This is a genomic window from Jiangella asiatica (genome assembly GCF_004349065.1).
Lineage (GTDB): Bacteria > Actinomycetota > Actinomycetes > Jiangellales > Jiangellaceae > Jiangella > Jiangella asiatica.
Genome location: NZ_SMKZ01000020.1, coordinates 52,923 through 73,851 on the forward strand (window position 1 = coordinate 52,923; position 20,929 = coordinate 73,851).

Consider the following 20,929-nt stretch of genomic DNA (forward strand, 5'->3'; position numbering starts at 1 on the left):
AGCGTCGAGGTGTGAGTCGACGTTACGACATCGAGTGACACTCGCCAAGGACATACGGTGATCCTGTGGACGACCTTCCGCGCACCCTCGTCCGGCACGACGGCGTCGGGGGTGAGGTGGTGGTTCGCAGCCGGTCCGGCGACTCCGGAACGATCTACGAGCTGATCGTCAACGGCACGTTCCTCATGGACACCGCTGAGACCTCGACCGAGCGGCTCCTGGCCGGCATCCTGCTCGAGCGGCACCCGGTGCCGGAGCGGGTCCTGGTAGCCGGTCTCGGCTTCGGCTTCACCGTCGCCGAGCTACTGCGGGACGCCCGGGTCCAGGCCGTCGACGTCGTCGAGCTGGAGCCGACGCTGGTCGACGTGCTTCGTCGCGGCATCGTGCCGGGCGCGGAGGCCGTCGTCGCCGATCCCCGGGTGCGGATCGTGGTGGACGACGTCCGCGCGCTGCTACCCGCCGTGGCGCCGGCGACGTACGACGGCATCCTGCTCGACGTCGACAACGGCCCGCACATGCTGGTGCACGAGGCGAACGCAGAGGTCTACGAGCGGCCGTTGCTGGCGCAGGCGGCGCGGGCGCTGCGGCCGGACGGCCTGCTGGTGGTGTGGTCCGCGGCGCCGTCGACGGCATTGGGCGCGGCGCTCGCGGACGCCGTCGGCGAGGTCGACGAGGTGGTCCGCACCGTGGCGCGGGAAGGCCGCGACGTCGACTACCACCTCTACGCGGCGGCGCGGTTCGAGTCGAGCTGACGGCTGGTGCTGCCCGCCCGCCCGTCGGCCGCGGGACGACCGAGCCACCACCAGGATTGTCCGTGCTCCACCAGGCCTACAGGCATGGCGCGACACGAGATTTCGTGCTGAACGTGATCATTCGGAGGCGATCAGGCCGGGACGCCGCGCAGGTCGAGCGCGTTCTCGACGATGCGCAGCCCGGCCAGCCCAGGCATCTTGCTGATGTGGTCGTCGATGCTGCGGGCAGCCTGACGCCCGTCCGGGCCGCTCATGAGGTGGTGCAGCACGTGCCTGACCTCGGACTCGGCCATGACCCCGGTGCCGACCGGTCCCCAGAACTTGCGCAGCGCGAACCGGGCGATCTTCTGCGCCTTCTTGCTGCGCGCCAGCCGGTCCCGCGCCTGCGTGGCGTAGAACGCGACGTGCCGCGCCTCCTGCTTGGCTATCCGCTGCAGCAGCTCGGCAAGCACCGGGTGCTTCTCCAGCGCGGCCAGCCGGTTGTACGCGGTGATGGCCGACCACTCGTTGGCCGCGCCCCAGATCATGTGCACGGCGACGAAGTCCTGGCCGACGATGTTGGCCAGCATCGACTGCTTGATGGGGTCGAACTTGTCGCGCCAGCCCATCTTGAGCCGGACCGCCTTGAGGTGGTCGTAGTCGACGCTGAGGCCATGAATGCCGAGGACCTCGGCCAGCGCCTCGCCGTGCCAGAACTCTTCCATGTTCCACATGGTCATGAACGCGGTGACCTGCGGATCCTTGTGCGACGGCGTGACCAGCATGTCACGCAGGTAGCAGACGGTGTGGTACTCGACGTCGCACATGTAGCGGAGGCTGCGCAACGTGTCGGGCGGCAGAGGGTTCGTGCGGAACTCGTCCAATGGCAGGTCCTGCCACTTCACTGCCGCTGAGGTCCGGGTGTATTCGCGGATGTCAAATGCCATAGCGTTTCGAGGCGGCGCCATTTTCAGGCCCTATCGCCCCGTACCCTCCCATGCGACGCCACCAAAACGAAGGCTCATTCTTTATGGAACGAGTATGCCGTTACCTGACCACCCAGGGCAATATGCCGTGGATCACGCTTGTCGGCCGGCAGGCAGATTTCGCTACCGGAACGGGCCGGAAACCGATCCGACCGCCGTCCACCTGCGGGATCGCCGCCCTCGCCGGCCCTCGGTCACGGCGGTACGACCCCAACGGCGGGCCGTGACCCGAGCACGCCATGATGGTCACCATGAGCGACGAGGAGTACCGGATCGAACACGACACCATGGGCGAGGTACGGGTCCCCGCGGCGGCGAAGTACCGCGCTCAGACCCAGCGGGCGGTGGAGAACTTCCCGGTCTCCGGCACGCGCATCGAGCGCTCGCTCATCCACGCGCTGGCCACCATCAAGGGCGCGGCCGCGCGGGTCAACGCCGACCTCGGAGTGCTCGACGCCGACCTGGCGAAGGCCATTCACGAGGCCGCCGCCGAGGTCGCCCGGGGCGACTTCGACGAGGACTTCCCGATCGACGTGTTCCAGACCGGCTCGGGCACGTCGAGCAACATGAACACCAACGAGGTCATCGCGACCCTGGCCACCACCCGGCTCGGGCAGCCGGTGCACCCCAACGACCACGTCAACGCCTCACAGTCGAGCAACGACGTGTTCCCCACGGCCATCCACGTCGCCGCCACGGGCGCCGTCGTCACCGACCTCGTCCCGGCGCTGCAGCACCTCGAGCGCGGCCTGGCGCGCAAGTCCGCCGAGTTCGCCGGCATCGTCAAGAGCGGCCGCACGCACCTCATGGACGCCACCCCGGTCACCCTCGGCCAGGAGTTCGGTGGCTACGCCGCGCAGGTCGCCTACGGCGTCGAGCGCCTGCAGGCGACGCTGCCGCGAGTGGCCGAGGTCCCGCTGGGCGGCACCGCGGTCGGCACCGGCATCAACACCCCGCCCGGGTTCGCCGCCGCCGTCATCGAACGCATCGCCGCCGAGACCGGGCTGCCCATCACCGAGGCTCGCAACCACTTCGAGGCGCAGGGCGCCCGCGACGGGCTGGTCGAGCTCTCCGGCCAGCTGCGCACCATCGCCGTCTCGCTGTACAAGGTCTCCAACGACGTGCGCTGGATGGGCTCCGGCCCGCGCGCCGGCCTGGCCGAGATCGCTCTGCCCGACCTGCAGCCCGGGTCGTCGATCATGCCCGGCAAGGTCAACCCGGTCATCCCGGAGGCGCTGTGCATGGTGTGCGCCCAGGTGGTCGGTAACGACGCCGCGGTGGCGTTCGCCGGCGCGGCCGGCAACTTCGAGCTGAACGTGATGCTGCCGGTCATCGCCCGCAATGTGCTGGAGTCGGTCCGGCTGCTGTCGAACATCGCTCGACTGTTCGCCGACCGGTGCGTCGCGGGCATCGAGGCCAACGAGGACCGCGCCCGCGAGTACGCCGAGTCGTCGCCGTCCATCGTCACGCCGCTCAACCGCTACATCGGCTACGAGGAGGCGGCCAAGGTCGCCAAGCAGGCGCTGGCGGAGCGGAAGACCATCCGGCAGGTGGTCATCGAGCGCGGCTACGTCGACAAGGGCCAACTCACCGAGGAGCAACTCGACGACGCCCTCGACGTGCTGAGCATGACCCGCCCGCCCGCCTCTCCGAGTTGATCATGGAGTAGGTCGCCTTCCCGGTCGCCGGGAGCATGATCTACGCCATGATCAACCCGGGGGCGCCAGGGAGGCAGCGAGGCCCCGGGCCATCAGTACCAGCCCGTGGCCTCGGAGTGTGCCCAGGCCTCGCACGGGGTGCCGTAGCGGTCCTCGATGTACCAGAGTCCCCACTCGATCTGGGTGACCGGGTTGGATCGGTAGTCGTCACCGAACCGGGACATCTTGCTGGCCGGCAGCGACTGCGGGATGCCGTAGGCGCCCGACGACGGGTTCTCCGCGGTGTGCCGCCAGTTGGACTCGCGGATCCAGAGGCTGTCTAGGCACGAGAACTGGTCGTCACCCCAGCCGTAGTCGGCCATGAGGGTACGGGCCGCGGACTTCGGATCATCGATGGCCCGTTCCAACGACCGGGCCGCTTCCTCGGCGGCCGCCTGCCGCTCGGCCTCCGCACGAGCGGCCGCCTCGGCCTCGGCGCGAGCCCGCGCCTCGGCTTCCGCCTTGGCCTTGGCTTCGGCCTCCGCCTTGGCCCGGGCCGCTTCCTCCGCCGCCACCTGGGCCTCGGCGGCGTCGGCGAGCTGCTGCTCGATGGAGGGCTGCTCGGTGGCCTGGGCCTTGGGCCCCACCTGTGGGAGTGCCGCCCCGGCTTCGACGCTCGCGACCGTGCCGCGAGGTCCTGCCGAGTCGACGAGCCACCCTGTGACGAGGGTGGCGAGAACGATGATCGATGCGATGAATCCGAGCCCTAGACCGAGCCGGCGCAGGTGGCTGCGTCTTCGATGCACGAGGTGAGAACCTTTCCTGTTGGGCCCCACCACACTGCAATGAAATCGTGACCTATGCCAACCCGACGGCGTGTGACGTCGCCCACCGCGAAAGCCGCGAACCACCGTCAACCGGACGGCGACAGCGAGCCTGACGCCAACCTCAACCGGCTCGGAAACCGCCTCGCACCAGGGAACTCCCGCTTCTCCAGTTGCCTCGATCGTCGGGCCCGGTGAAGCGGGAGCACCCATCCTTCACGTGTCATTCAGTGAGAGGTCAGCCGGGCATCCGCTCCAGCATCTCGGTGACGAGCGCGGCGATCGGCGACCGCTCGGACCGAGTGAGGGTCACGTGGGCGAACAGCGGGTGGCCCTTGAGCTTCTCCGCGACCGCGACGACACCGTCGTGCCGGCCGACGCGGAGGTTGTCGCGCTGGCCGACGTCGTGGGTCAGCACCACCCGCGAGTTGCTGCCCACCCGCGACAGCACCGTGAGCAGGACGTTGCGCTCCAGCGACTGCGCCTCGTCGACGACGACGAAGGAGTCGTGCAGCGACCGGCCACGGATGTGGGTCAGCGGCAGCACCTCGAGCATGCCGCGGGCGACCACCTCGTCGATGACGTCCTGCGTGGTCAGGGCGCCGAGGGTGTCGAAGACCGCCTGTGCCCAGGGGTTCATCTTCTCCGACTCGTTGCCGGGCAGGTACCCGAGGTCCTGGCCGCCGACGGCGTACAGCGGCCGGAACACGACCACCTTCTTGTGCACGCGGCGCTCCATAACCGCCTCCAGTCCCGCGCACAACGCCAACGCCGACTTGCCGGTGCCAGCCCGGCCGCCCAGCGAGACGATGCCGACCTCGTCGTCGAGCAGCAGGTCCAGCGCGATGCGCTGCTCGGCGGAGCGGCCGTGCAGCCCGAACGCCTCGCGGTCGCCGCGGACCAGGCGGACGCGCTTGTCCGCGGTCATCCGGCCCAGGCCGCTGCCGCGTTCGCTGTGCAACACCAGGCCGGTGTGGCACGGCAGTTCGCGGGCCTGCTCGAGGTCGGCGTAACCGGACTCGTACAGCTCGTCCAGCACGCCACCGGGGACCTCCAGCTCGGCCATCCCGGTCCAGCCGGACTCGATGACGGTCTCCGCGCGGTACTCCTCCGCGTGCAAGCCCACCGAGGAGGCCTTGACCCGCATCGGCAGGTCCTTCGAGACGAGGGTGACGTCGGCGCCGTCGGCGGCCAGGTTGCGGGCCACGGCGAGGATGCGGGAGTCGTTGTCGCCCAGGCGAAAGCCTGCTGGCAGCACCTCCGGATCGGTGTGGTTGAGCTCGACACGGACCGTCCCGTCATCGCCTACCGGCAATGGAACATCGAGGCGACCGTGCTCGACGCGCAGCTCGTCGAGCAGGCGCAACGCGGCACGGGCGAAGTACCCGAGCTCTGGGTGATGCCGCTTGGCCTCGAGTTCGGTGATCACCACGATCGGCAGGACGACCTCGTGCTCGGCGAAGCGGAGGATCGCGTACGGGTCGGCCAGCAACACGCTCGTATCGAGCACGTAGGTGCGGCGGGCCGGCTCAGGCCGGGTGGTGCGACGACGGGTCTGGTTCCTGGAAGAGGCCACGTCCGTCTCCCTCACGCCTGAGTGCACCCTGACGGCTCAGGCGTCTGTGTCGCGCGGAGTGCCGGGACCGAGCCCACTGGGCCGGGTGCCGGCCCTCCGTTCGCGCCTAGGTATCAGCACGTAGGACGGGCCTCCCGGACGGTCGGCTACTCACCGACCGCCGAGACCAAGATTAGCGCCGCGCCCTTCACCCGCGATAGGACACGCCTTGACCGTGACGTGAACGATGTGTTTCACGCGCGCCACCGCGCGTAAACGATCACGCCGGAGGAGCGACCGTCCGCACCTCCGGCGTTGCACGAGACCGAGACGACGTGGCGTCGCGGTCCGGCAGACAGCCCGACCAGCAGACCCACCTGGCGTGCCTGAGTTGACGCTGACCAGTCAGCGCTTGACCCCGATACCGCCCGCGATGCACTGCTGAGCCTGGTTCAACTCCTTGAGCTGCGGGCCGTCCGGCCACCACTTCGCACACAGCGTGACACCGGGCTCCACCAACTCCAGCCCATCGAAGAGCTCCTCGATCTCGCCCTTCGTCCGGAACGTCCCGGAGCCCATCGGGCTGGCGCGGAAGTGCTCCTCCATGTGCCGCGCGACCTCGGTGTACTCGTTCTCCGGGTCCAGGAAGTGCGAGATCGCCACGTACGAGCCCGGCGCCAGCGCGTCGATGAACGACTTCATGATCTGCACTGGACCCCCCTTCGGGCCTTCGAAATGGTGCAGCGTGCCCATCTGGAGGAACGCGACCGGCTCGGAGAGGTCGAGGTGCTTGCGCACCACCGGGTTCTCCATGACGCTCTGGGGGTCGAAGATGTCCGCCGACACGAAGTGGGTGTACTCGTTCTCCTCGAGCAGCGCTCGACCGTGTGCCAACACCACTGGGTCATTGTCGATGTAGACGACTCGCGCCTCCGGGTGGAACCGCTGGACGACCTGGTGGACGTTTTCCGCCGTCGGCAAGCCCGACCCGCAGTCGAGGAACTGCCTGATGTTCGTCTGCGCCGCCAGGAAGCGGCACGCCCGGATGAGGAAGTTACGGTTCTCCACCGCGAGGTCGTTCACCTCGGGCGCGGCCGCCGCCACTCGACGCAACACCTCGCGGTCGATCTCATAGTTGTCGTTACCGCCGAGGGCAGCGTCGTACACGCGAGCGATACTCGCGCGGCTCGGATCCACACCGACGGGCACGCGGCCGGTTTGAGGAGCACCAGGCATTGATCAATCCTTGCTGTAGACCCAGCAGTTCAGTCGCCCATAGCGTAGGTGCAGGTGATCAACTGCGCAACGGTCCGATTCGCCGATCGCGAGGGGATTTTCATCGGCATCTACCGTTGGGTCTGGATCATGAAGCGATGGCTCCGTAGGATGATGAGGTCTGCGGCAGGAAGGGCTCGGCCTCATCCGGTCCGAGTCGTCTCACGGGCGACCAATGAGGAAGGTACGCAGATGACGGGCGGCGACGCAGTGGGCACCAGCCCGCTAGATGCGCGCGGTAGCGCGCCAACAGCACGTCGGATGGTGCTGGGCGCGCAGCTGCGGCGCCTGCGTGAGGCCGCCGAACTGTCACGCGCCGATGCCGGCTTCACCATCCGCGCCTCCGAATCCAAGATGAGCCGCCTCGAGGCCGGCAAAGTCGGGTTCAAAGAGCGGGACGTCGCGGATCTGTTGACCACGTACGGCGTCAACGATCCGGCCGAACGTGAGGTGTTCCTCGAGATGGTCAAGCAATCCAACCAGCAGGGCTGGTGGCATCGCTACAACGACGTGATCCCGGGGTGGTTCAACGACTTCGTCGGGCTCGAGGAGTCAGCCTCCCTCATCCAGTCGTACGAGCACCAGTTCGTGCCTGGTCTCCTGCAGACGGAGGACTACGCCCGTGCGGTGATGACCCACGGGCGTCCGGAGCACGCCACGGATGAGACCGAGCAGCGGATCGGCCTGCGACGGCGTCGGCAGCGGATTCTCGCCCGGCCGGGCGCCCCGCGCCTGTGGGTGGTGCTCGATGAGTCGGTGCTGCACCGCCCGATCGGGGGCCGCAGTGTGCTCAAAGCGCAGATCAGTGCCATGCTCGACGCGACCAGCATGCCGCACATCACCGTGCAGGTCCTGACCCACGACCGCAACACCAACGCGGCCGAAGGTGCCTTCACCATGCTCCGGTTCGCCGAGAAGGATCTCCCCACACTCGTCTACATCGAGCATCTCACCGGGGCGCTCTACCTCGATCGACTTGACGAGGTGGAGACCTACGGGCGCGTCCTCGACACCCTCTCGGTCGATGCTGAGACGCCCGAGGACAGCCGGCAGCTCCTGGCGAAGCTCCGCGCGGACATCTAGCGACGCGCCGGTTGGCCGGCGCACGACATCAGGCCTTTCTCGCCCTCAACCCGGCCTGAGCGCATGGTGATGTGCTGAAGCGTCGGGCGGCTCGCAACAGTTTCCCGGATCCCCTCGCGCAGGCGTGCCTGGCTGGCGTGCAACAGACACGCCGACACCGATCGGGCGTGCAGCTGCACATGCAGATGAATCGTGCTAGATTCGTCTGCAACGCGCAGCTGCACGTGTAGACGGGTCGGCACTCTGGAGATGAGGCGGCATGGACAACATCGTCAATGGCATGTCGGCCTCGGACGTCCCCCACGCCGTGTGGCGCAAGAGCACCCGGAGCGGAGCGCAGGGCAACTGCGTCGAAGTGGCTCCGCTGCCCACCGGCACGATCGCGGTGCGCAACTCACGCCATCCCGACGGTCCCGCGCTGATCTTCACCCACGACGAGATAGCGGCATTCGTCGACGGCGCGAAGGCTGGCGAGTTCGATCTCCCCGCCGCACCTGAGGCGTCGCACGAGGCAACACCGGCACCGGGCGAGCCGGCGACCACGGACGATGACGGCACGCCGTCGCGCTACCAGGCGATCGGGAACGAGCTGCAGAATCTGACTGGGCGGCTGCTCGAGGGCGACAGCGTTCTGGACCGCGAGTCGTCGGAGCGGCTGCTGCGCATCCTCAGTGCTGTCGCCATGCTCCAGCAAGCGCACCGCGTCGACCGCAACGGCAACTGCACCATCTGCCGTACCAAGGCACGACGATGGCACCGGTCCCGGCACGACGTGTGCTCGGTCTATGCCGCACTGAGCATCTACTTGGGCCGGTCGCTGATGGTGCCCGCCACGCCGGACGAGACGGCCGAACAGCTCTGGCCGGCAGCCGGCGCTACCAGCAGCTCACCGGTGGTCGTCACGCCGCCGCACGGCAGGGGATCCCGGTCCCGGCGATGAGTGCCTCGAACGGGCTCCGCGACGTGAACGCGAGTCGTGACGCGAAGAGGATCACGACACCGAGCTCGCCGCCCGGCCGCGGACTCGTCGACTGGTCGACCGAACGGGTGGACGCGTACGCGGACGAGCTGCTCGCGACCCATCAGCAGGGCCGGTCGTGGCCGCCGCGCAGCACGCTCACCTGCCGACGGTGTCACGAACCCTGGCCTTGTTCGTCGGTCACCTGGGCCCAGCACCGGGCGGAGCGTCAGAGCCGGACCAGGCCATGAGCACCACGGGGAAAGAGACACCGGAGCAGCGCTGGGCGCCGGCGTACCGCGCTCACTGTCCGACCTGCCGCGAATCGGGGCGCGAGTTCTCGTCCTACGGGAACGCGGAAGAGGCGGCGCGGGGCCATGCCGGCAAGCACACCCACACGACGTACGTCGTCGACCAGTACGGCATCCGGATCATCGGATCGTTCCAGCGGCCGGGCGAACTCCAGGTGTGACGCCACACATGGAGCCGCGGCGACGCTGACCGGGCGGGCCGCTACCAAGCCCGCCCGCGCGGACGGCGTGCTCACCCCCGCCACGCACCCCGGGCCGCGGCCTCGGCCGCGTACGTCGCGAACCGCTTCGGCGCCCGCCCGGTGACCTGGCGCACGGCGTCGCTGAGCTCGGGGTCGCCCTGTGCACGCAGCGCCGCGAACGCCGCCACCGCCTGCTCGGCCTCGGCTCGCGGTACGCCGAGGGCCGCCTGCGCCACCAGGTACTCCTCGGCCGACCCGCGATACTGGACGCTGCGCCCGGCGGCCTGCCCGACCAGGTCGGTCGCGGCACCGAAGGACAGCGCCTCCGGTCCGGTGACCTCGTAGCCGCGGCCGGCGTGGCCGTCCTCGGTGAGCGCCGTGACAGCCACCGCCGCGATGTCGTCGGCGTCGACGAAGCCCTGCCGGTGGTCGTCGAGAGGTATGGCCAGCTCGCCGGCCATGACCGCGGGGCGGAAGAAGCCCTCGTCGAAGTTCTGGTCGAACCAGTCGGCCCGGACGATGGTCCACTCGGCGCCGGAGTCGCGAACGGTGCGCTCAGCGTCGAGCAGCCGCTGGTCGCCCATCGCCTCGATGCCCCGGCTGGACAGCAGGACGATGCGGCGCACCCCGGCGCCGACCGCGACGGTGACGAACGCGGGATCGACCGGCAGCTCGTGGGGCGCCATCAGATACATCCGGTCGGCGCCGCCGACCGCGGGCTCCCACGTCCGCGGCTCGGTCCAGTCGAAGCGGACCTCGCCGGTGCGCGCGGCCGCCCGGACCGGCACCCCGCGAGCACGTAACAGCCCGGCGACCCGCCGGCCGGTGGAGCCGGTGGCGCCGAGGACGAGCACGGGCGATTCAGTCATAGCCACAGTCAACCAGCGGGCTCCGACAAAGTTCGCCGGCGCCGATGAGTTCCGCCGGCCGCGGCGGTCTGTACCCACGAGGAGCCCGACGAGAAGGAGATCATCATGAGTGGAGCCGTCCTCGGCAGCATGCTGCTGTCCAGCACCGACCCCGAGCGGCTTGGTGCCTGGTACGCCTCGGTCCTGTCCCCCGTCGACGACGCACGGGTGGAGAACTACCGCATCCTCAGGTTCGGCGAGTTCTACCTGATGATCGACACCCGGGACGACATCGGTGCCACCAACCCCGAGCCTGGCCGCTTGATCCTCAACTTCGACGTCGCCGACGCCCGCGCCGTCGCCGGCCGGCTGGATGAGCTGGGTGTGACCTGGGTGGCGCCGCTGGAGGACCGCGACGGCAGCCTGTTCGCCACCGCCGAGGACCCCGACGGCAACTACGTGCAGATCATCCAGATCAGCCCGGAGCACCAGGCGCAGATGGCGGCGACGTCGGAGCGGTCGTGATCGGCGCCGGGGTCCGCGAACGTCGAGCGGACGTCGCTGGGACGACGTCGAGCAGACCTCGAGCGGACGCCGTCGTCGGCGTAGTGTCGACCCGGACGAAGGAGGCGACGGTGCCGACCACGACCGACCAGACCGCGGGCGACTTCCAACAGCTCGCCGATCCCTACCGGCGCGAGCTGCTGGCGCACTGCTACCGGATGCTCGGCTCCGTGCACGACGCGGAGGACCTCGTGCAGGAGACCTACCTGCGCGCCTGGCGGGCTTACGACCGGTTCGAGGGGCGCTCGTCCCTGCGGACCTGGCTCTACCGCATCGCCACCAGCGCCTGCCTGACAGCGTTGGAGAGCCGCGGCCGCCGGCCGATGCCGACCGGCCTCGGCGGGCCGAGCACGGAGCCCGCGGGCGACCTGATCGAACGCACCGAGGTGCCGTGGCTGGAGCCGCTGCCCGACGTCGCCGTCGGCGGCGACAGCACCGACGGCGTCGACCCCGCCACCGTCGTGACATCCCGCGAGAGCGTCCGGCTCGCGCTGGTGGCAGCGCTGCAGCACCTGCCGGCGCGGCAGCGCGCCGTCCTCGTGCTGCGCGACGTGCTGCGGTGGAAGGCCGCCGAGGTGGCCGACCTGCTCGAGACGTCCACCGCCGCGGTCAACAGCATGCTCCAGCGCGCCCACGCCCAGCTCGACAAGATCGCGCCGTCCGAGGACGACCTGGTCGGCGAGCTGACGCCGGAGCTGCGGGAGAAGCTCGACCGCTACACCGACGCGTTCGAGCGCTACGACGTCGACGCGATCGTGCGTCACCTCACCGCCGACGCGGTCTGGGAGATGCCGCCGTTCGCCGCCTGGTTCCGCGGGCCGGCCGACATCGGTGCGCTGATCACCATCGCCTGCCCGGCGAAGGCCTCCGGCGACCTGCGTATCGTGCCCACCTCCGCGAACGGGCAGCCGGCGCTGGCCCAGTACCTGCGTGGCCCGGACGGTGTGCACCGGCCGTTCGCCGTCCAGGTGGTCACGATGACGCCGGCCGGGATCTCCCACGTCGCCCAGTTCTTCGATGTGAGCCTGTTCCCGCTGTTCGGGCTGCCGGACACGCCGCCGGACACGCCGGTCCGATGACCGGGCCGCCGGGTCCGGAGGACGGCTCGGGCCCGGCCGGTGCCGGCCCTGCAGGCGCCGACGCGGCCAGCGGGGTCGAGCTGCTGGAACGGGCCGTCGCCTACGCGCTGGGCAGCCTCAACCTGGTCGCGCCGGCTCTGATGGTGCGGCCCACGCCCTGCGCCGGCTGGGACTTGCGCACGCTGCTGTGGCACGTCGACGACTCCCTGACCGCGTTGTGCGAGGCCGCCGGCAGCGGGTCGCTCGCCGTCGACGCCGTGCCCGCCGCTACCGGTGACCTCGACCCCGTCGAGGCGGTCAAGGCCAGCGCGTGCCGCCTCCTCGGCCGGTGCGCCGCCGCGGATGGCCCCGCCGTCGTCTCCGTCGGGGGACACCGGCTCGGGCTCGACGTCGTCGCCGGTACCGGCGCGCTGGAGATCGCCGTGCACGGCTGGGACGTGGCGCGCGCGTGCGGGCACGACCGGCCGCTGCCCCCGTCGTTCGCGGCGGACCTGCTGGAGCTGGCACGGCTGCTGGTGACCGACGCCGACCGGCCGGCCCGGTTCGCCGCGCCGATCACAGTCGCGGCGACGGACGGGCCCGGCGACCAGCTGGTCGCCTTCCTCGGCCGATCCCCCCGGCCTCAGCGGCCGTAGCGGCGCTCCCGCTCGCTGTACGAGCGCAGGGCACGGAGGAAGTCGACGCGCCGGAAGTCAGGCCACAGCGCTTCGCAGAAGTAGAACTCGGAGTTGGCGCTCTGCCAGAGCATGAACCCGGACAGCCGCTGCTCGCCGCTGGCCCGGATGACGAGGTCGGGGTCGGGCTGGCCCTTGGTGTAGAGGTGCGCGGCGATGCCCTCGACGGTGATCACCTCGGCCACCTCCTCCAGCGAGGCACCCTTCGACGCGTGCTCCTGCAACAGCGCCCGGACGGCGTCGGCGATCTCGTGCCGTCCCCCGTAGCCGACGGCGACGTTGACGTGCATGCCGGACAGGCCGCGGGTGCGGTCGGCCGCCTCCTTGATGACGGAGGCGGTGCGGTCGGGCAGCAGGTCGAGCGCGCCCATCGGGTGGACGCGCCAGCGGCCGGTGGCGGCGATGTCGTCGATGAGGTTCTCGATGATGCCCAGCAGCGGCACCAGCTCGTCCTCGGGGCGGTCGAGGTTGTCGGTGGACAGCATCCACAGCGTCACGACGCCCACGTCGAGCTCGTCGCACCAGCCGAGGAACTCCTGCGCCTTCTCCGCGCCGGCCTGGTGGCCGCTGGAGGTGGGCGCTCCGAACGCGCGCGCCCACCGTCTGTTGCCGTCCATGAGGACCGCGACGTGGCGAGGCAGGCGGTGCCGGTCAAGGCGCCGCCGAATGCGCTTCTCATAGAGTCGGTAGACCAGGTCGGATAGACCCATCGACCGCTGCACCTCCAGCATCGTCGCCCGCCGGGGGATGTCCCTTTCTCAGCCGAGAGACTACTCTCACCCGGGGCGGGCGCCCGAATTCGCGGGTACGGTGACATTCATGACGTTCGACGAGCACGTGCGCGAGGCAGTCGCGGCGGTCAAGCCCAGATTACGGGGCTGGCTGCATGCGGGGACCTTCCCGGTCGCGGTGCTCGCCGGCCTGGTCCTGGTGATCGTTGCGCCGTCGACGCAGGTGCGGGTCAGCAGCGCCATCTACACCCTGACCGCGGCGCTGCTGTTCGGTATCAGCGCCATCTACCACCGCGGCCGGTGGTCGCCGCGCACCCAGGCCGCCCTGCGCCGGCTCGACCACGCCAACATCTTCCTGATCATCGCCGGCACGTACACGCCGTTCACCGTGCTCGTCCTCCCGGATGGCCAGGCTCAGCTGCTGCTGTCACTGGTCTGGGCCGGTGCGCTGCTCGGAGTCGGTTTCCGGGTCCTGTGGGTGAGTGCGCCGCGCTGGCTCTACGTGCCCATCTACCTGGCGCTGGGCTGGGCGGCGGTGTTCTGGCTGCCGCAGTTCGCCAGCAACGGCGGCGCCGCGGTGGTGACGCTGATCATCGTCGGCGGCCTGATGTACACCGTCGGCGCCATCGTGTACGGCACGCAGCGGCCGAACCCGTCGCCGCGCTGGTTCGGGTTCCACGAGGTGTTCCACGCGTTCACCTTGGCCGGGTTCGCCAGTCACCACGTCGGCATCTGGCTGGCCGCGTTCGGTGTCGGGGCCGGCGCCGCCGTCACCACCTGAGGGCCGGCGGTACGCCCCCCGCCGGTCTGAGGTGGGCGCCCGCCCTCGTCGGGATTCGTGCGCCCGGCTCACCCGACGTGTCAGCCTGTGATCATCGACGATGGCTGCGGAAGCTGTCGCACAAGTCGGGGACCGATCGGTCGAGTGGAAACCAGTAGCGTCGCCAACTGTTGATGATCATGGGTCGGGGGTGGGGCCGGCCGAGCGCACCTCCTCGACGTGGGTCAGCGCCTGACGCAGGTCGGCCAGCCAGGTGTCGGCGTTCTTCGCCACCAGCTTGACGCACCACGCGAGGGCCTCGGACCGCGACCGCGCCACGCCGGCGTCCACCAGCGTGTCCAGGACCTGACGCTCCGGCTGGCGCAGCCGGGTCATGACCGGCGCGGCCAGCCGGGTGAACAGCTCCTGCCGGTCGCCGCACTCGACACCCCAAGCGACCTTGCGGCCGCTGCGGTGCTCGAGCTCACGGGCGATCTCGATGCGCCGCTCCCGAGTGCTCTCGCGGAACGCGCTGACCCGGCCCGAGAGCGCCGCTTCGCGTTCGACGTCGGAGACGCCCTCAGCCGTCGGCGGCGCCGGGATGCGGCCGACGATCGTGATCTCTTCGCGGTCGATGGTGACCTCGACGGGTCCTTCGAACCAGTCGTCCGGCAACCGGCCGGTGAGCCAGCCACGGACCTTCTCCACCTGTTCGTTGCTCATGTTGCGATGATTACATGATTACAGGGTTGCGGCCAGGCTCGTTTGCTCTGGGCGTACTCGGTTGTCGCGATCAGGGCGCGGCGACGCGTGCGGCCAGCCGCTCGGAGTCGGTGAGCGGCAGGTCGCAGACGAAGCCGCGGCAGACGTACGCGGCCGGCACACCACCGATCACGTCGCGGTCGCGCAGCAGCGGAATCGACCACACCGCGGGATCAGCGGGGTCGCCGGCCACCACGACCGCACCCGGCGAGGTGCCGCGCAGCGCGGCGGCGTGCAGCTCCCCGGTCCGCTCGTCGCCAGCCGGTCCAACGACCGCCACCTCGAGCGGCCCAGCCAGGTACGCCTCCGCCACCGCGAGCCCCCACCCGCCGAACCGAGGCGCCCGGGCGGCCAGTGCGTCGTAGATGTGCAGCGCGTCCGCGGCGGCCTCGCGGTGCCGGGCCGAGCCGGTGTACGCGGCGAAGCTCAGCAGCGCCCCGGCGGCGGCCGACCAGCCGGCGGGGGTGGCGTTGTCGGTCGGGTCCTGCGGCCGCCGCAGCCCGGCCAACCGCACGTCGGTGACGTCGGCGCCAGTGTCGAAGAAGCCGCCGACGGGGTCGGAGAACGCAGTCAGCACGACCTCGAGCAGCTGCTCGGCCAGCGACAGCCAGGCCGGATCGCCGGTAACCGCGAGCAGGGCGAGGAACCCCTCGGCCAGGTCGGCGTAGTCCTCGAGCACGCCCGGGTGACCGCCGGCGACGCCGTCACGGGAGACCCGTCGCAGCCGGCCCTGCTCGTCCAGGTGCATGCGAACCAGCAGGTCGGCGCAGGCCACCGCGGCGTCGATCCACGCGGGCTGGTCCAGCAGCGCGCCCGCCTCCGCGAGCGCCGCGACCGCCAGCCCGTTCCAGGCCGCGACCACCTTGTCGTCGCGACCCGGTCCCGGGCGCCGTCGCCGCGCCTCGAACAGCGTGCCGCGCACCCGTTCCCACCGGCCGACGTCGTCAGGCTCGGTGAGCAACCGCAGCGTCGACGCGCCGTGCTCGAACGTGCCCTCGGCCGTGACCCCGAACAGTGCCGCCGCCCAGGCGCCGTCGTCGTCACCCAGCTCCGCACCGAGCTGCTCTGGGGTCCACACGTAGAACGCGCCCTCGACCGGGTGCGCGCCGGGCGCTGGCGGGGAGTCGGCGTCGAGCGAGCTGGCGAAGCCGCCCTCCGCGGTGCCCAGGTCACGCAGGAGGAAGCCCGCGGTCTCGCGGATCACCCGCTCGGCCAGCACGGACCCCGTCGCGCGCCAGAGGTGGGTGTAGACCCGCAGCAGCAGGGCGTTGTCGTAAAGCATCTTCTCGAAGTGCGGAACCACCCACGAGGCGTCGACGCTGTAGCGTGCGAAGCCGCCGCCGAGCTGGTCGTAGATGCCGCCGCGGGCCATCCGCTCACAGGTCAGCTCGACGGCGGACAGCGCACCGCCGTCGCCGGTGCGGGCGTGGTGACGCAGCAGGAACTCCAGCGCCATGGACGGCGGGAACTTCGGCGCACCGCCGAACCCGCCGTCGACGGGGTCCAGCTCGGCCATCAGCCGGCTCGCCGCGGCGTCCAGGCGCTCCGGCGTCGGCGGCGCCTCGCCGGTGCCGATCCGGGCGCCGCCGCCGAGAGCGTCGGCGATCCGCGCCGCCGACTCCGTGACGTCGCCGCGCCGCTGCGTCCATGCCTCCTCGACCGCCTGCAGGACCTGCCGGAACGACGGCATGCCCAGCCGCGGCACCGGCGGGAAGTACGTCCCAGCGTAGAACGGCCGCCCGTCGGGCGTGAGGAACGCCGTCATCGGCCAGCCGCCCTGCCCGGTCAGCGCCTGCACCGACTCCATGTAGACGGCGTCGACGTCGGGCCGCTCCTCGCGGTCGACCTTGATGGAGACGAAGTGCTCATTGAGGTACCGGGCGACGTGCTCGTCCTCGAACGACTCGTGCGCCATGACGTGGCACCAGTGGCAGGCCGCGTACCCGACGCTCAGCAGCACCGGCACGTCCCGACCGCGCGCCTCCTCGAAGGCGTCGTCGCCCCATTCCCACCAGTCGACCGGGTTGTCGGCGTGCTGGAGCAGGTACGGGCTACGAGCGTCGCGCAGACGGTTCGTCATCCCACCCACGCTAGCCGCCATGTGCCGCGGCGGACGTACCGGCGACCGTAGCGCGGCAACGCGTCGACGGGTGAACCCGGCATGCCCGAGGCAACACGGCCACCGGAGCGCCATATTCGACAAAAGTCGAACATGCCAATCGCCCTTCGGCGTCGATGACGACACAATTCATGCCGACAGCATGACTAGTCGAGACCGACACCGAAGGGCGAGTGCCCCCCGGCTCTTGGCTTCTCAGCACCAATCAACGGTGCCCGTCAGGCCCTCGAAAGGCCGACGCGATGACCTGACGTCGGAGACTATGCACCATGTGATCGCTCTGTGTCAACGCAGGCCAGTCGCCCAGCGAGGCGTCGGGAATGTGACGGCCAATGTGACGAGAATTCAATTCGCCATCACAATTTCCCGACGCTCGGCGGGTCCCTTCTCAGCCCAATCGCAAGAGTGCTCCGGGGCCGAATACCGGCGCGGCCACATAGAGCTTTCCATGCAATCCGACGTCGACTCCGCCGGGCAGGATGAACGAGCCGGGGGCGATCTCGGAACGCGAACCGCCCGGCCGGACCTTGATCAGACCGCCGACCGGCGGGTCGACCAGACCCAGCTCCCACTGCAGCCAGCTCTGGTTGACCAGCTGGACCGCGTAGATGGTGCCGTGCTTGCCGCTGGCCAGATCGACAACGGAGGTCAGGCCGTCGGCGAAGCGCCTGCAGTCGCCCCTGTTCGGACGCTCGGGGTCGCAGACCGCGTCGACCGAGCCTGGCTTGATCCGCCAGATCTGCGAGGTGCCCGGCGTGGCTGGGAAGCCGCGTAGCTCACCGACGTACCAGTAGCCGTCGGAGCCGACGGTCACAGACGTCGCGACACCCTCGGACGGGATGCGCGCTCCGGCCGGCGGCAGCGGCTCGCCGTCCACCTCGTCCGGCAGTTCCTCCGGCACCTCGACCACCCGGTTCGCCAGCCGGGCCACCGTGACGATGTGCCCGTTCGGGTAGACGCGCAGGAGGTCGTTGCCGGCCGCGTCGGCCACCAGCACGCTGCCGTCCGTCAGCGCCGCCAGCCCGAACGGGTTCGTCTCCGTCGGGTTGTCCTCGAGGTCGAACGGATCGGGATCGTCCTGCTGGTAGGCGCCGATGTCGGCGATGACCTTGGGTGAGCGGCCCGGCCGCACCTGGTAGAGCGTTGCCGCGCCGGTGCCAGGCTCGCCGGCCGTGGTGAGGGCGAACACCCGTCCAGCCCTCGACACTGCCACCGCCGGCGCGATGAAGCCGGCTGGCACCTGGCCGAGCTCGTGCACCTTCGGCTCGCGCCCGCGATCGATGACGAGGCTGATGGTCCCGTCAGCTTCACCGACGACGATGCGTCCGGCCTGGTCGACCGCGACTCCGCGCGGACCGTCCAGCTCGACGACCGGCTTCGGCTCGGAAGACCCGTGCCAGCCACCGCCGGAGGCGTTGGCGGCGACCGATGCTCCGACCAGGACTCCACTGACGGCGACCACACCGGTCGCGAGTGCTGCTGCGGCACGAGCGCGCGACAAACGCACCATGACATTCCCCCCGTTTCCCCGTGACGCCCGCGCCCCCCTTTTGGGGCCGAAACCCCATGGCGCAAGCCCGCCAATGCCTAACACGATGATCATGGGGCGTCAAGAGAGGTCAGTGCCGCACGGCCACCGACCTCTCTTCGGATGGTCAGGAGTCGCCGGGCTCGAATGCCTCGCGCATGGCCTTCTGGTCCAGTGCCTTGTCGTTCAGCTCGTTGAGGCTGTACCAGTTCCCGGAGTTGTCGCGGAACACCGCCTCGACGCCGTACGGCCGGTCGGCCGGTTCCTGCAGGAACTCCACTCCCCGGGCGGTGTACTCCTCGAACGTTCGGCGACAGTCGTCGGTGTTCCACGCGCCCGCGCTCAACGCGCCCTTGGCCATCAGCTCACGCAGCGTCGCCGCCGTCTCCTCGTCGTGCATCGGCGGACCGGGGACCGTCAGGGAGAGCTGGAAGTCCGGGCTGGCCGGCGGGCCCACCGTCAGCCACCGGTAGCCGTTTTCCATGCGCACGTCGGAGCGCAGCTCGAAGCCCAGTTTGTTGATGAAGAAGTCGAGTGCTTCGTCGTAGTCGTCGACATACACGCCGGCGACACCCAGCTTGGTGATCATGATTCCTCCGTTCGCTCGGCACTTCGTCGTGCACGACGCTACGGGGCACCGTCGCCGTCGGGCTTCTCCGTCGTTGCTCTCTTCGACCGCGATGCCACCGATTGCTGGTGCGGCCCACTCCACATGAGGATGTAGCAGCCCGGGATCAGCGGCGGACCGGCTGCGTGGGCGTCGCGCTGGAAGCGCGACGGCGACACGCCGACCAGGTCGGTGAAGAGGCTGCTGAACGAACCCAGGCTGGAGAAGCCGACCAGGTGGCAGATCTCCGTGACACTGAGATCGGCGACGCGCAGCAGCTCCTGCGCACGCTCGACGCGCCGACGGGTGAGGTAGCGGCCCGGTGTCTCGCCGTACGCGGCCTGGAAGGCGCGGACCAGGTGGAAGCGCGAGTATCCGGCCGCGGCCGCGATGTCGGCCAGCTCGACGGGATCGGCGTACGAGCGGTCGATGAAGTCGCGGGCCCGCCGCACCGCGACCAGCGTCTGGACGACGGCGCTGCCGGCTCCGGTGCCGGCTCGCCGGCCGGACCGCGTCGCCATGCGGTCAGTCCGACGGCTCGCGGTGCCCGCGCATCCGCTCGGCGTCGGTGAGGCCCTCGTCGTCGAAGTCGACCTTGCGGATCTGCTTGCGCATGCTGCGGTACAGCACCAGCAGCGCCACCAGCAGGAAGATCACCACCAGGAATCCGAGCAGACCGGGGCCGATCTCGGCGTTCTCGGACTCTGCCTCCGCGGCGGCCGCCATCAGGTACACGGCGCCCACCTCCTCGTCGTCACGCCTTGCAGGCTCATTGTCGCACCGTTGGTCGTCAAAGGTCAGCGCAGCCCGGCGAAGAGGTCGTCCTCGGGGAGGTCGGTGGGAACGTGCGACGTGACCAGCTCGTAGTCCTCGGTGGGCCAGGCCGCCTGGTGGACCTCCAGCGGGACGGCGAACCACGGGCCGTCCGGATCGATCTGGGTGGCGTGCGCCAGTAGCGCGCGGTCGCGCACCGGGAAGTACTCGGCGCACTCCACCTTCGTGGTCACGCGGTCGTCCCAGGCCGTGTCGGTCCACTCCTCGAGCCTGTCCGCGTACGGCGACCGAAGACCGCGCCGCTCCATCTCCTCGTGCAGCGCCAGCATCCGGCCGCGGCTGAACGCGTGGTGGTAGTAGAGCTTGGCCGGCTGCCACGGCTCGCCGGTGCCGCTGTACTGGCCCGCGTCACCGGCAGCCTCGAACGCGGCCACAGTGACCTTGTGGCACATGATGTGGTCCGGATGCGGGTAGCCGCCGTTCTCGTCGTACGTGGTGACGACGTGCGGGCGGAACCGCCGGATCACCTCGACCAGCGGCTCGGCGGCCTTCTCGACCGGCATCAACCCGAAGGTCCCCTCTGGGAGCGGCGGCAGCGGGTCACCCTCGGGCAGGCCGGAGTCGACGAAGCCCAGCCACTCCTGCCGCACACCGAGGATCTGCCGCGCCGCGTCCATCTCCTGCCGGCGGATGGCGCTCATGTTCGCCAGCACGTCGGGCCGCTCCATCTTCGGGTTGAGGATGGAGCCGCGTTCGCCGCCGGTGCAGGTGACCACCAGGACGTCGACGCCCTCGGCGACGTAGCGCGCCGTGGACGCCGCGCCCTTGCTGGACTCGTCGTCGGGATGAGCATGGACGTGCATCAGCCGCAGCGGCTCTTTCACCAGGACCCCATCGTTCGCGTCGTATCCCGTGGACGGCTCGGTGCGGGGGAGGCTCGC

General features: G+C 70.2%; 21 protein-coding genes and 1 pseudogene. 9 read left to right on the forward strand and 13 right to left on the reverse strand.

What is annotated here, in order from left to right; genetic code table 11:
- Positions 1–65 precede the first annotated feature (65 nt).
- Positions 66–752, forward strand: a complete 687-nt coding sequence (locus tag E1269_RS15360) for a spermine/spermidine synthase domain-containing protein (RefSeq protein ID WP_131895981.1) — start codon at positions 66–68, stop codon at positions 750–752.
- 131 nt (positions 753–883) lie between these two features.
- On the opposite strand, the gene E1269_RS15365 is transcribed toward E1269_RS15360, so the two are convergent.
- Positions 884–1,678, reverse strand: coding sequence for a ferritin family protein (locus E1269_RS15365; protein WP_131895983.1), 795 nt, complete (start codon positions 1,676–1,678; stop codon positions 884–886).
- A gap of 290 nt (positions 1,679–1,968) precedes the next feature.
- On the opposite strand from E1269_RS15365, the gene E1269_RS15370 reads away from it, so the two are divergent.
- Complete coding sequence (locus tag E1269_RS15370; protein ID WP_131895985.1) at positions 1,969–3,375, forward strand: class II fumarate hydratase; 1,407 nt, start codon at positions 1,969–1,971, stop codon at positions 3,373–3,375.
- A 92-nt stretch (positions 3,376–3,467) separates the two neighbouring features.
- On the opposite strand, the gene E1269_RS15375 is transcribed toward E1269_RS15370, so the two are convergent.
- From E1269_RS15375 to E1269_RS15385, 3 genes are all read right to left on the reverse strand, one after another.
- Positions 3,468–4,160 (reverse strand): aggregation-promoting factor C-terminal-like domain-containing protein, encoded by a 693-nt coding sequence (locus E1269_RS15375; RefSeq protein ID WP_131895987.1) that lies wholly within the window; start codon positions 4,158–4,160, stop codon positions 3,468–3,470.
- A 256-nt stretch (positions 4,161–4,416) separates the two neighbouring features.
- Positions 4,417–5,754 carry a PhoH family protein gene (locus E1269_RS15380; RefSeq protein ID WP_131895989.1) on the reverse strand — a complete coding sequence of 446 codons (1,338 nt, stop codon included), beginning with the start codon at positions 5,752–5,754 and terminating at the stop codon, positions 4,417–4,419.
- Between the two features lie 384 nt (positions 5,755–6,138).
- Complete coding sequence (locus E1269_RS15385) at positions 6,139–6,969, reverse strand: SAM-dependent methyltransferase (protein ID WP_131895991.1); 831 nt, start codon at positions 6,967–6,969, stop codon at positions 6,139–6,141.
- A 231-nt stretch (positions 6,970–7,200) separates the two neighbouring features.
- On the opposite strand from E1269_RS15385, the gene E1269_RS15390 reads away from it, so the two are divergent.
- The 3 genes and pseudogenes from E1269_RS15390 to E1269_RS15400 all read left to right on the forward strand — a co-directional run bounded on the left by E1269_RS15390 (position 7,201) and on the right by E1269_RS15400 (position 9,521).
- Positions 7,201–8,091 carry a helix-turn-helix domain-containing protein gene (locus E1269_RS15390; RefSeq protein WP_131895993.1) on the forward strand — a complete coding sequence of 297 codons (891 nt, stop codon included), beginning with the start codon at positions 7,201–7,203 and terminating at the stop codon, positions 8,089–8,091.
- Between the two features lie 259 nt (positions 8,092–8,350).
- Positions 8,351–8,572 (forward strand): annotated as a pseudogene (locus E1269_RS34285) (DUF397 domain-containing protein); the annotation flags it as partial.
- A gap of 724 nt (positions 8,573–9,296) precedes the next feature.
- Positions 9,297–9,521 carry a hypothetical protein gene (locus E1269_RS15400; protein ID WP_131895997.1) on the forward strand — a complete coding sequence of 75 codons (225 nt, stop codon included), beginning with the start codon at positions 9,297–9,299 and terminating at the stop codon, positions 9,519–9,521.
- 71 nt (positions 9,522–9,592) lie between these two features.
- Here E1269_RS15400 and E1269_RS15405 read toward each other — a convergent pair whose 3' ends face one another.
- Positions 9,593–10,411: an NAD(P)H-binding protein gene (locus E1269_RS15405; RefSeq protein ID WP_131895999.1), complete on the reverse strand. Its 819-nt coding sequence runs from the start codon at positions 10,409–10,411 to the stop codon at positions 9,593–9,595.
- 105 nt (positions 10,412–10,516) lie between these two features.
- Between E1269_RS15405 and E1269_RS15410 the strand changes: the two genes are divergently transcribed.
- The 3 genes from E1269_RS15410 to E1269_RS15420 all read left to right on the forward strand — a co-directional run bounded on the left by E1269_RS15410 (position 10,517) and on the right by E1269_RS15420 (position 12,668).
- Positions 10,517–10,915, forward strand: coding sequence for a VOC family protein (locus tag E1269_RS15410; RefSeq protein ID WP_131896001.1), 399 nt, complete (start codon positions 10,517–10,519; stop codon positions 10,913–10,915).
- A gap of 110 nt (positions 10,916–11,025) precedes the next feature.
- Positions 11,026–12,033, forward strand: coding sequence for a sigma-70 family RNA polymerase sigma factor (locus E1269_RS15415; protein ID WP_131896003.1), 1,008 nt, complete (start codon positions 11,026–11,028; stop codon positions 12,031–12,033).
- Positions 12,030–12,668 (forward strand): TIGR03086 family metal-binding protein, encoded by a 639-nt coding sequence (locus E1269_RS15420; protein WP_131896005.1) that lies wholly within the window; start codon positions 12,030–12,032, stop codon positions 12,666–12,668. The genes E1269_RS15415 and E1269_RS15420 overlap by 4 nt, the downstream gene beginning before the upstream one ends.
- Here the strand turns inward: E1269_RS15420 and E1269_RS15425 are convergent.
- Positions 12,656–13,417: an isoprenyl transferase gene (locus tag E1269_RS15425; RefSeq protein ID WP_131896007.1), complete on the reverse strand. Its 762-nt coding sequence runs from the start codon at positions 13,415–13,417 to the stop codon at positions 12,656–12,658. The genes E1269_RS15420 and E1269_RS15425 overlap by 13 nt on opposite strands.
- A gap of 109 nt (positions 13,418–13,526) precedes the next feature.
- Between E1269_RS15425 and trhA the strand changes: the two genes are divergently transcribed.
- Positions 13,527–14,219 carry a PAQR family membrane homeostasis protein TrhA gene (gene trhA, locus E1269_RS15430; protein ID WP_131896009.1) on the forward strand — a complete coding sequence of 231 codons (693 nt, stop codon included), beginning with the start codon at positions 13,527–13,529 and terminating at the stop codon, positions 14,217–14,219.
- 177 nt (positions 14,220–14,396) lie between these two features.
- On the opposite strand, the gene E1269_RS15435 is transcribed toward trhA, so the two are convergent.
- The 7 genes from E1269_RS15435 to mca all read right to left on the reverse strand — a co-directional run bounded on the left by E1269_RS15435 (position 14,397) and on the right by mca (position 20,872).
- A complete protein-coding gene (locus tag E1269_RS15435) occupies positions 14,397–14,921 on the reverse strand; it encodes a hypothetical protein (RefSeq protein WP_131896011.1) in 525 nt (174 codons plus the stop codon).
- 70 nt (positions 14,922–14,991) lie between these two features.
- Entirely contained in the window at positions 14,992–17,040 is a 2,049-nt protein-coding gene (locus E1269_RS15440; RefSeq protein ID WP_131896013.1) for a thioredoxin domain-containing protein, read from the reverse strand.
- 427 nt (positions 17,041–17,467) lie between these two features.
- On the reverse strand, positions 17,468–18,589 hold the full coding sequence (locus tag E1269_RS15445) for a ScyD/ScyE family protein (protein WP_162606436.1): 1,122 nt from the start codon (positions 18,587–18,589) through the stop codon (positions 17,468–17,470).
- Between the two features lie 145 nt (positions 18,590–18,734).
- Complete coding sequence (locus E1269_RS15450; RefSeq protein ID WP_131896017.1) at positions 18,735–19,196, reverse strand: VOC family protein; 462 nt, start codon at positions 19,194–19,196, stop codon at positions 18,735–18,737.
- Positions 19,197–19,234: 38 nt separating this feature from the next.
- On the reverse strand, positions 19,235–19,735 hold the full coding sequence (locus E1269_RS15455; protein WP_131896019.1) for a helix-turn-helix transcriptional regulator: 501 nt from the start codon (positions 19,733–19,735) through the stop codon (positions 19,235–19,237).
- A 4-nt stretch (positions 19,736–19,739) separates the two neighbouring features.
- Positions 19,740–19,949: a hypothetical protein gene (locus E1269_RS15460; protein WP_131896021.1), complete on the reverse strand. Its 210-nt coding sequence runs from the start codon at positions 19,947–19,949 to the stop codon at positions 19,740–19,742.
- Positions 19,950–20,011: 62 nt separating this feature from the next.
- Positions 20,012–20,872, reverse strand: coding sequence for a mycothiol conjugate amidase Mca (mca, locus tag E1269_RS15465; protein WP_131896023.1), 861 nt, complete (start codon positions 20,870–20,872; stop codon positions 20,012–20,014).
- Positions 20,873–20,929 lie beyond the last annotated feature (57 nt).

Bases quoted from the DNA above. Each gene is read 5' to 3' on its own strand.
- E1269_RS15365 (WP_131895983.1), bottom strand. From the start codon at position 1,678: ATGGCATTTGACATCCGCGAATACACCCGGACCTCAGCGGCAGTGAAG.
- E1269_RS15370 (WP_131895985.1), top strand. From the start codon at position 1,969: ATGAGCGACGAGGAGTACCGGATCGAACACGACACCATGGGCGAGGTA.
- E1269_RS15385 (WP_131895991.1), bottom strand. From the start codon at position 6,969: ATGCCTGGTGCTCCTCAAACCGGCCGCGTGCCCGTCGGTGTGGATCCG.
- E1269_RS15390 (WP_131895993.1), top strand. From the start codon at position 7,201: ATGACGGGCGGCGACGCAGTGGGCACCAGCCCGCTAGATGCGCGCGGT.
- E1269_RS15400 (WP_131895997.1), top strand. From the start codon at position 9,297: ATGAGCACCACGGGGAAAGAGACACCGGAGCAGCGCTGGGCGCCGGCG.
- E1269_RS15405 (WP_131895999.1), bottom strand. From the start codon at position 10,411: ATGACTGAATCGCCCGTGCTCGTCCTCGGCGCCACCGGCTCCACCGGC.
- E1269_RS15410 (WP_131896001.1), top strand. From the start codon at position 10,517: ATGAGTGGAGCCGTCCTCGGCAGCATGCTGCTGTCCAGCACCGACCCC.
- E1269_RS15420 (WP_131896005.1), top strand. From the start codon at position 12,030: ATGACCGGGCCGCCGGGTCCGGAGGACGGCTCGGGCCCGGCCGGTGCC.
- E1269_RS15425 (WP_131896007.1), bottom strand. From the start codon at position 13,417: ATGGGTCTATCCGACCTGGTCTACCGACTCTATGAGAAGCGCATTCGG.
- trhA (WP_131896009.1), top strand. From the start codon at position 13,527: ATGACGTTCGACGAGCACGTGCGCGAGGCAGTCGCGGCGGTCAAGCCC.
- E1269_RS15435 (WP_131896011.1), bottom strand. From the start codon at position 14,921: ATGAGCAACGAACAGGTGGAGAAGGTCCGTGGCTGGCTCACCGGCCGG.
- E1269_RS15440 (WP_131896013.1), bottom strand. From the start codon at position 17,040: ATGACGAACCGTCTGCGCGACGCTCGTAGCCCGTACCTGCTCCAGCAC.
- E1269_RS15445 (WP_162606436.1), bottom strand. From the start codon at position 18,589: ATGGTGCGTTTGTCGCGCGCTCGTGCCGCAGCAGCACTCGCGACCGGT.
- E1269_RS15450 (WP_131896017.1), bottom strand. From the start codon at position 19,196: ATGATCACCAAGCTGGGTGTCGCCGGCGTGTATGTCGACGACTACGAC.
- E1269_RS15455 (WP_131896019.1), bottom strand. From the start codon at position 19,735: ATGGCGACGCGGTCCGGCCGGCGAGCCGGCACCGGAGCCGGCAGCGCC.